This window comes from Paludibacterium sp. (assembly GCF_019232825.1).
Classification (GTDB): Bacteria; Pseudomonadota; Gammaproteobacteria; order Burkholderiales; family Chromobacteriaceae; genus Paludibacterium.
Window position 1 is genome coordinate 1 of sequence record NZ_JAFAND010000052.1, and the last position, 6,653, is coordinate 6,653.

The following is a 6,653-nucleotide window of genomic DNA, read 5'->3' on the forward strand; positions in this document are numbered from 1 at the left end:
GTCGCGCGGCCGCATGATGCCGCTGGCGACGATCACCTCGCAATCGGGGTAATTGCACATCATCGCCGCCACGTTGAGGTTGTTGGTGATCACGTGCAAACCGCGATGGTTATACAGCGCCTTGGCAACCTCCTCGGTGGTGGTGCCGAGGTTGATGAACAACGAGGCATGATTGGGAATCTGCTCGGCCACCAGGCGGGCAATTCGCCGCTTTTCCTCGCTGAACATCACTTGGCGCGCGTTGTAGGCCACATTCTCCACGCTCGATTGCGCGCTGGCGCCACCGTGAATGCGCTGCAACAGCCGGTTGTCGGCCAACAGCGTGATGTCGCGCCGGATGGTCTGGTGCGTGACGCCGAAGTGATTGGCCAACGCCTCGACCGTGACGTGTCCCTCGCGCTGCACCCAGCCGAGGAGTTCTTGTTGCCGCTGGTTGAGAATGATCATTTATCGACGTCGCGCCCGCTGCTCAAGTTGATCGGCATGAAAACTTCCGGCCGATTATACAGAGGCGGCCTGATGCTGACAGCCTTCCCGCGCGCGACGCAAGGCAACGTGTTGCAGCAGCATGATGGTCTTGCCGTCGGCAATCTCGCCCGAACGCACCATCGCCAGCGCGGTATCGAGCGGCAGCTCGATCACCTCGATATCCTCGCCCTCCTCCGCCAAGCCGCCGCCATGGCCGATCGCGTCATTCGGCTCATAGTCGGCGACAAAGAAAAACAGCTTTTCGGTGACGGAGCCCGGGCTCATGAAAGCCTCGAACACTTTTTCCACTTCGCGCACCTGATAGCCGGTCTCCTCCGCCACCTCGACACGGATGCGCGCCTCCGGTGCGGCGTCGTCGAGCAAGCCGGCCGGCGCCTCGATCAGCATGCCGTCGTGGCCGTTGACGAAAGCGGGAAAACGAAACTGGCGGATCAGCACCACGGTGTCGCGCCGGCGATCGTGCAACAGTAGCACCGCGCCGTTGCCGCGATCGTAGGTCTCGCGGTTTTGTCGTTGCCACACGCCATCGCGGCGCAAGAAATCAAAAGTGGTTTTTTTCAACAAATACCAGTCGTCGGACAGGACTTCACTCTTCACCAAGCGCACACGTTCGGCCGTGGTCAGGTTCATGTCATTCTCCTATTGCCATGCATATGACATTACCTTATCATGCAGATTCGTGCAATAACAAGAAATTTCGTGCAAAGGATCGCGCATGCTTACCGAGCAACGCAAACAGGCCATCCTTGCCCTGCTGGCACAAGAGGGGCAGGTATTTTCCGGCGAATTGAGCCAGCGTTACGACGTGTCCGAAGACACCATCCGTCGCGATTTGCGCGAGCTGGCTGCGGAGGGAAAATTGCAGCGGGTGCACGGCGGCGCGCTGCCGGCATCGCGCGCCGCCGCCGGATTTGCAGAGCGCGTGCCGATCGAGTCGGCCAGCAAACGCGCGCTTGCCGCTGGTGCCGCGCGCATGATCGCCCCCGGCCAAGTGGTGCTATTGGACGGCGGCACCACGGCGTTGACGCTGGCGCGGCTATTGCCGGCCGATCTCAACGCCACCGTGGTGACGCACAGTCCCAATGTAGCGGTGGCGCTGGTCGACCACCCTGGCATCGAGGTCGTCTTGATCGGCGGCAAGCTGTACAAGCACTCGATCGTCAGCGTCGGCAGCGCCGCGCTGGAGGCCTTGGCGCCGATTCGCGCGGACCTGTTCTTCATGGGGGTCACCGGCGTGCACCCGAGCGCGGGCTTCAGCACCGGCGATTTGGAAGAAGCCTATATGAAGCGCGCGCTGGCGGCGCACGCGGCCGAAACCGTGGTATTGGCCTCGGCGGAAAAACTCCACACCGCCTCGCGTTACCGCATCGGCGGCCTGGAGATGGCCAGCGCCATTCTGGTCGAAGCGGATACCGACGAGGCCCTGCTCGCGCCCTTGCGCAACGCGGGCGGCAATGTCGTTAGCACATAAGGCCATCATTTCACCCGGCAAAAAGAACAGTTCAGGCTACGATGAAACATTGATTCATGCCAATGTCAACATCGAGAGGCCCAACGTGAGTCCACCCGACAGCCGTCTTGATCTAGCCTCGCTCAGCCAACAGCTGAGCGAGGCCTCGGTGCCGCTACTGCGAGAATTCTACCGGCTAATGCAGCACGACTTGGCGCTGGCCCTGCTGCTGGGCGAATTGGGCCGCACCAACGCCGGCCAGCGCCTACCCTCGCCCAACCACAACCAAAGCCACGATCTCTCACTCGCCACCGGCATCCCGCGCCCGACGGTGCGGCGCAAGCTGGTCAAATTGAAAAGAATGGGCTGGCTGGAGGCAGACAAATCCGGTCGGTTGACACTGACACCGTGGGGACGCGAACAGTGGGCGGACATCAACCGCCGCTTTTGGGCGCGCGCGCGTCAGGCGCTGGCGCGGGTGGAAAGCTGATTCATCCCTCGCGGCACGCATCAATCAACACACGCAAATTCACCAAGGCGGCGTCGGCGACGCCGTCGCGCTGCACCTGAACAATGGCGCCATCGACCGCCATTGCCACTGCCTGCGACACTCCGGCACGGCGAGCTCCCTGCGGCAGAAGCGTTTCGATCGCCACAGCCATATCGTGCTTATGCCGCTCTGCCACCGCCAAAATATCCGGCTGCGCCCCGCCCAGCTCCACGACCGCGTTGATGAACGCGCAACCGCGGTAGCCGCCATCGTTGAACCACTCCGATAGAACCGGCACGAGTGTCGCCAGGCCATGGGTCTCGGCGCCATGGCGCCGCAACGCGTCTTGAAACCAAGCGATCCAATGTGCATGGCGGTATTCCAGATAGGCACGGATCAAATCGTTCTTGCTGGGGAAGTGGCGATAGAAGGTCACCTTGGTCACGCCCGATTCGGCGATCACGCGATCGATGCCGGTAGCGCGAATGCCATCGCGATAGAACAGCGCATGCGCCGTGAGCAGAATGCGCTGCCGAGCCGGCAATGCCGCTTGGGATGGTGAGGATGTCGTATTCATAGCCGCATTGTAGACAGGTCTGTCCACATCGACTAGAGTAGCACGTAGACAGACCTGTCTACATCACCCAAGGAGTTTGCCATGGAACAACGTCCGCCCCTGCCGCCATTCACGCTGGAAACCGCCAAACAAAAGGTCCGCCTGGCGGAAGACGCCTGGAACAGCCGCGATCCCGCCAAGGTCGTGTTGGCTTATACGCCGGACACGAACTGGCGCAACCGCGCCGAATTTCCACAAGGCCGCGATCAGGCGCGGCAATTGCTCGAGCGCAAATGGGCCCGCGAGCTGGAATACCGCTTGATCAAGGAACTCTGGGCATTCGACGGTAACCGGATCGCCGTGCGCTTCGCCTACGAATGGCGCGACGACGCCGGCAATTGGTATCGCAGCTACGGCAACGAAAATTGGGAATTCGACGCCGACGGTTTGATGCGAAACCGCTTTGCCAGCATCAACGACGCGCCGATCAAGGAGAACGAACGGAAATTTTTCTGGCCGCAAGGCAGACGCCCTGACGACCACCCCGGACTTTCCGACCTGGGGCTGTGACGCCGCGGGATTATCGGCTCGCGTTCAGGTAAGCGTCGGCCAGATAGACGGCGCTTTCCATGCCCAGCAGCGAGCGGAAGGTCACTTCCACCTTGCGACCGAGCGCATGCACCTTCATCACCTCGAACGAGGTCACGCGACCGTCGTCATGGTGTTCATCGACCCGGAAGCCGGGTTTCAATTGGCTAATTTTCATCATCATGATGGGTTACTCCATTGGTTATTTAAATCGTCTTGGATGGAGGTAAACAGGCAGGACGCGACAATGGCACTGTCGGGTTAAACAGCAGGCGCGTGGGGATTAAAACAAGGAAGTACCGCTTGGAAGGGGAACTGCGTTGGTTTTAATAACTTTTATGCACAGCTTAACTCACTTCGCCATGATGCCATCATTACCCCCATCCGTCAACCCCTTTCTTGGCGGCCATGCAGCGGCAGCTCCGGCAACAGCCATAGACAGCACCAAGCCAGCGCGATCATCGCCACGCCCAAGGCAAAGGCCTGGCTGATCGCCTGACGGTAGAGCAGCATGGACGCCAGCCGCGCAGGCCCGGCCAGCCGCGACACATCGAGCCCGCCCGCCATCTCGGGGCCACGGACCGCCGCACCGGCCAAGTTTTGCACATGACGGGCAAACAGCGCGCCCGAGCCGGTAACGCCCAGCAATCCGCCCAGCGAGCGGAAAAACGCCAGCATCGACGTCCCCACGCCACGGCGCTCGGGCGGCAAGGCGTTTTGCACGGCGATGGTCATGTTCGGCACCACCAAGCCCAAGCCGAGGCCGAGCAGGAAGATGGGCGGCTCGATCACCGCGAGCGTCGCTCCGCCGCGAATACCCCAGGTCACCACGGCCAACGCCAGCGTGGCCACGAACAAGCCGATCAGCTGTGCCGGCTTATAGCGGCCGGAACGCAGCAGCACGCGGCCATTGAACACCGACGACAGCACCACGCCGATCATCAGCGGCGCGGTAAGCAAGCCGGAACGTGCCGGCGACACGCCACGCACAACCTGGAAAAACAGCGGGAAAAACACGCTGGCGCCCAATAGCCCCATGAAGCTGAGCGCCATCACGACGCAGGCCACGTCGAAGACGCGATTGGAGAACAGATCGAGCGGCAGCACCGGGTCCGGCACGCGGCGCACATGCCGCAGCAACGCGGCAGTCAGCCCGGCCGCCAACAACGCCAACGCCATCGTCGGCACAGCGGTCCACGGCCATTGCACGCCGCCCAGTGTCAGCAACAGCAGCACGGCGGTCGTCGCCGAGGTCAGCAGGAACGAACCCAGAAAGTCGATCCGTTGCCCGCCGCCCGGGGTGCTGTGCGGCAGGGCGCGCGCGATCAGCCAGACGCCCCAAAGCCCGAATGGCAGATTGATATAGAAGATCCAATGCCAGGAAAAAACATCGGTCACCACGCCGCCCAGCAAAGGGCCGACCACGCTACAGGCGGCATAGACCGCGGCGATGCCGCCCTGACGTTTGCCGCGCGCCGCCGGCGGCACCAGATCGCCGATAATGATTTGCGACAAGGGCATGAAACCGCCCGCACCCAGGCCCTGCAATGCGCGAAAGACAATCAGCTCGGGCAAGGTGCGCGCCAAGCCGCACAACATCGAGCCCGCCAGAAACAGCAGGATCGCGATCAAAATCAGCGGCCGGCGGCCATACTGGTCGCTCAAGCGGCCATAGAGCGGCATGGTGGCGGTCGAGGCCAGCACGTAGGCGGTCACCACCCACGACAAATGGCTGAGACCGCCCAGATCGGCCACGATGCGCGGCAGCGCCGTCGACACGATGCTCTGGTCGATCGAGCCTAGCCCGAGCACCACCATCAGGCCGAAATACACCCGCCGGATCACCTGAGCGCCGTCCGTGGCCGGGTTATTCGCGCCGGCACTCATTCGGAGAGCTCGGTCAGGACATCGATGGCTTGCGCCAGCCGTTCGCGCGCCGAGGGCGCCAGGCGCGAGAGCCGCCCCGCCAGCCAATCGGTGCGGAACGCCCGCATGGCCTCAAGCGCTTCGCGGCCGCGCTCGGTCACATACAAGCCGCTGCGGCGGCGGTCGCCCTGCTCTTCGGCCGAGCGCGTCACCAAGCCGGCCTGCTCCAAACCGCGCACATGGCCGCTGACCGTCGGGCCACGGAGTTTTTCGATGCGCGCAAGCTCGCTCACGCCGATGCCGGGCTGTTTGTGGATCAACACCAGCAATAAATTCTGCAACGGCGTGATGCCCACGCCGGCGTCTTCGCTATCGCGGCGCAACTGGCGCATCAAGCGCATCAGCGCGGGCCGCAGCGCATCGGCCAGCGCGCGGAGGTCGTCGCTAGCGGCGGAAGATGAATCGTGTGTCACAGCATCGCCTTAAAATAGGTAGGCTACCTATCTATAATGCCGTACATCGAGACACCGCGCAAGCAACCGTCAGCCGGCCATGCGCCGCCCGCGCCAAGCAGGCAACGCGCCCTGCCGCTGCAACCCCCATACGTTGGCGATGACGATCAATGCCACGCCCGCCGCCTGCGCCGCGTTGAGCGCGTGGCCATAGGCCAGGTCATCGACCACGAGCGCCACCAGCGGATAGATGAACCCCAACAGACCGATCCAAGCGGTCGGCAGCCGGCGAAAGGCGGCATACATCAAGATGTACATCAGCACGGTATGCACCAGGCCGATCACCGCCAAATACGGCCAGGATGCGCCGGCGTGCCCTAGCGCCGGCAAATCCGCCAGCGGCCATAGCAACAGCACGCCGACCGCCGTTTGTACGCACGCGACTTGCGACGGCAGCCATGCCGCGGGCAGGCGCTTGCTGATCAGCGTCGCCAGCGCGTAGAGCACCGCCGCGCCCAGCGCCAAGCCGACGCCCGCCATATCCCCCTGCCCCATCCGCCCAGGCTGCACCACCAGCACCAAGCCGGCGAAGGCCAACAACAACGCCAGCGCGCGCCGTGCGGACAAGCGCTCGCCCAGCCAGAAGCGGCCTAGCAACACCAGCCAAAAGGGCTGCGTGTGATACACCACGGTGGCGAGCCCCATGCCGCAAAAGCGGTAGGCGGAAAACAACAATAGCCAATTCCCCACCAGCGCCACGCC

At 63.1% G+C, this 6,653-nt stretch carries 10 protein-coding genes; 3 read left to right on the top strand and 7 right to left on the bottom strand.

What is annotated here, in order from left to right:
* Both JOZ06_RS06820 and JOZ06_RS06825 read right to left on the bottom strand, forming a co-directional pair.
* Positions 1 to 447: DeoR/GlpR family DNA-binding transcription regulator (locus JOZ06_RS06820; protein ID WP_293230423.1), on the bottom strand; the 447-nt coding region annotated here is incomplete at its 3' end.
* A gap of 54 nt (positions 448 to 501) precedes the next feature.
* Positions 502 to 1,119, bottom strand: coding sequence for an NUDIX domain-containing protein (locus JOZ06_RS06825; RefSeq protein WP_293230426.1), 618 nt, complete (start codon positions 1,117 to 1,119; stop codon positions 502 to 504).
* Between the two features lie 85 nt (positions 1,120 to 1,204).
* Between JOZ06_RS06825 and JOZ06_RS06830 the strand changes: the two genes are divergently transcribed.
* A complete protein-coding gene (locus JOZ06_RS06830) occupies positions 1,205 to 1,960 on the top strand; it encodes a DeoR/GlpR family DNA-binding transcription regulator (RefSeq protein WP_293230428.1) in 756 nt (251 codons plus the stop codon).
* A gap of 85 nt (positions 1,961 to 2,045) precedes the next feature.
* On the top strand, positions 2,046 to 2,429 hold the full coding sequence (locus JOZ06_RS06835; protein WP_293230430.1) for a helix-turn-helix domain-containing protein: 384 nt from the start codon (positions 2,046 to 2,048) through the stop codon (positions 2,427 to 2,429).
* A 1-nt stretch (position 2,430) separates the two neighbouring features.
* On the opposite strand, the gene JOZ06_RS06840 is transcribed toward JOZ06_RS06835, so the two are convergent.
* Positions 2,431 to 3,006, bottom strand: coding sequence for a TetR/AcrR family transcriptional regulator (locus tag JOZ06_RS06840; protein ID WP_293230432.1), 576 nt, complete (start codon positions 3,004 to 3,006; stop codon positions 2,431 to 2,433).
* Between the two features lie 81 nt (positions 3,007 to 3,087).
* Here JOZ06_RS06840 and JOZ06_RS06845 point away from each other — a divergent pair, with 81 nt between their 5' ends.
* Positions 3,088 to 3,555, top strand: a complete 468-nt coding sequence (locus JOZ06_RS06845; protein ID WP_293230435.1) for a nuclear transport factor 2 family protein — start codon at positions 3,088 to 3,090, stop codon at positions 3,553 to 3,555.
* A gap of 10 nt (positions 3,556 to 3,565) precedes the next feature.
* Here the strand turns inward: JOZ06_RS06845 and JOZ06_RS06850 are convergent, their stop codons facing one another.
* The 4 genes from JOZ06_RS06850 to JOZ06_RS06865 form a co-directional block, all read right to left on the bottom strand.
* Positions 3,566 to 3,757, bottom strand: coding sequence for a hypothetical protein (locus JOZ06_RS06850; RefSeq protein ID WP_293230438.1), 192 nt, complete (start codon positions 3,755 to 3,757; stop codon positions 3,566 to 3,568).
* A gap of 203 nt (positions 3,758 to 3,960) precedes the next feature.
* A complete protein-coding gene (locus JOZ06_RS06855; RefSeq protein WP_293230440.1) occupies positions 3,961 to 5,460 on the bottom strand; it encodes an MDR family MFS transporter in 1,500 nt (499 codons plus the stop codon).
* Complete coding sequence (locus tag JOZ06_RS06860; protein ID WP_293230443.1) at positions 5,457 to 5,912, bottom strand: MarR family transcriptional regulator; 456 nt, start codon at positions 5,910 to 5,912, stop codon at positions 5,457 to 5,459. The genes JOZ06_RS06855 and JOZ06_RS06860 overlap by 4 nt, the downstream gene beginning before the upstream one ends.
* Before the next feature lie 69 nt (positions 5,913 to 5,981).
* A partial coding sequence (locus JOZ06_RS06865) for a DMT family transporter (protein ID WP_293230446.1) occupies positions 5,982 to 6,653 on the bottom strand: 672 nt, incomplete at its 5' end.

Bases quoted from the DNA above. Each gene is read 5' to 3' on its own strand.
- JOZ06_RS06825 (WP_293230426.1), bottom strand. From the start codon at position 1,119: ATGAACCTGACCACGGCCGAACGTGTGCGCTTGGTGAAGAGTGAAGTC.
- JOZ06_RS06850 (WP_293230438.1), bottom strand. From the start codon at position 3,757: ATGATGATGAAAATTAGCCAATTGAAACCCGGCTTCCGGGTCGATGAA.
- JOZ06_RS06830 (WP_293230428.1), top strand. From the start codon at position 1,205: ATGCTTACCGAGCAACGCAAACAGGCCATCCTTGCCCTGCTGGCACAA.
- JOZ06_RS06855 (WP_293230440.1), bottom strand. From the start codon at position 5,460: ATGAGTGCCGGCGCGAATAACCCGGCCACGGACGGCGCTCAGGTGATC.
- JOZ06_RS06840 (WP_293230432.1), bottom strand. From the start codon at position 3,006: ATGAATACGACATCCTCACCATCCCAAGCGGCATTGCCGGCTCGGCAG.
- JOZ06_RS06845 (WP_293230435.1), top strand. From the start codon at position 3,088: ATGGAACAACGTCCGCCCCTGCCGCCATTCACGCTGGAAACCGCCAAA.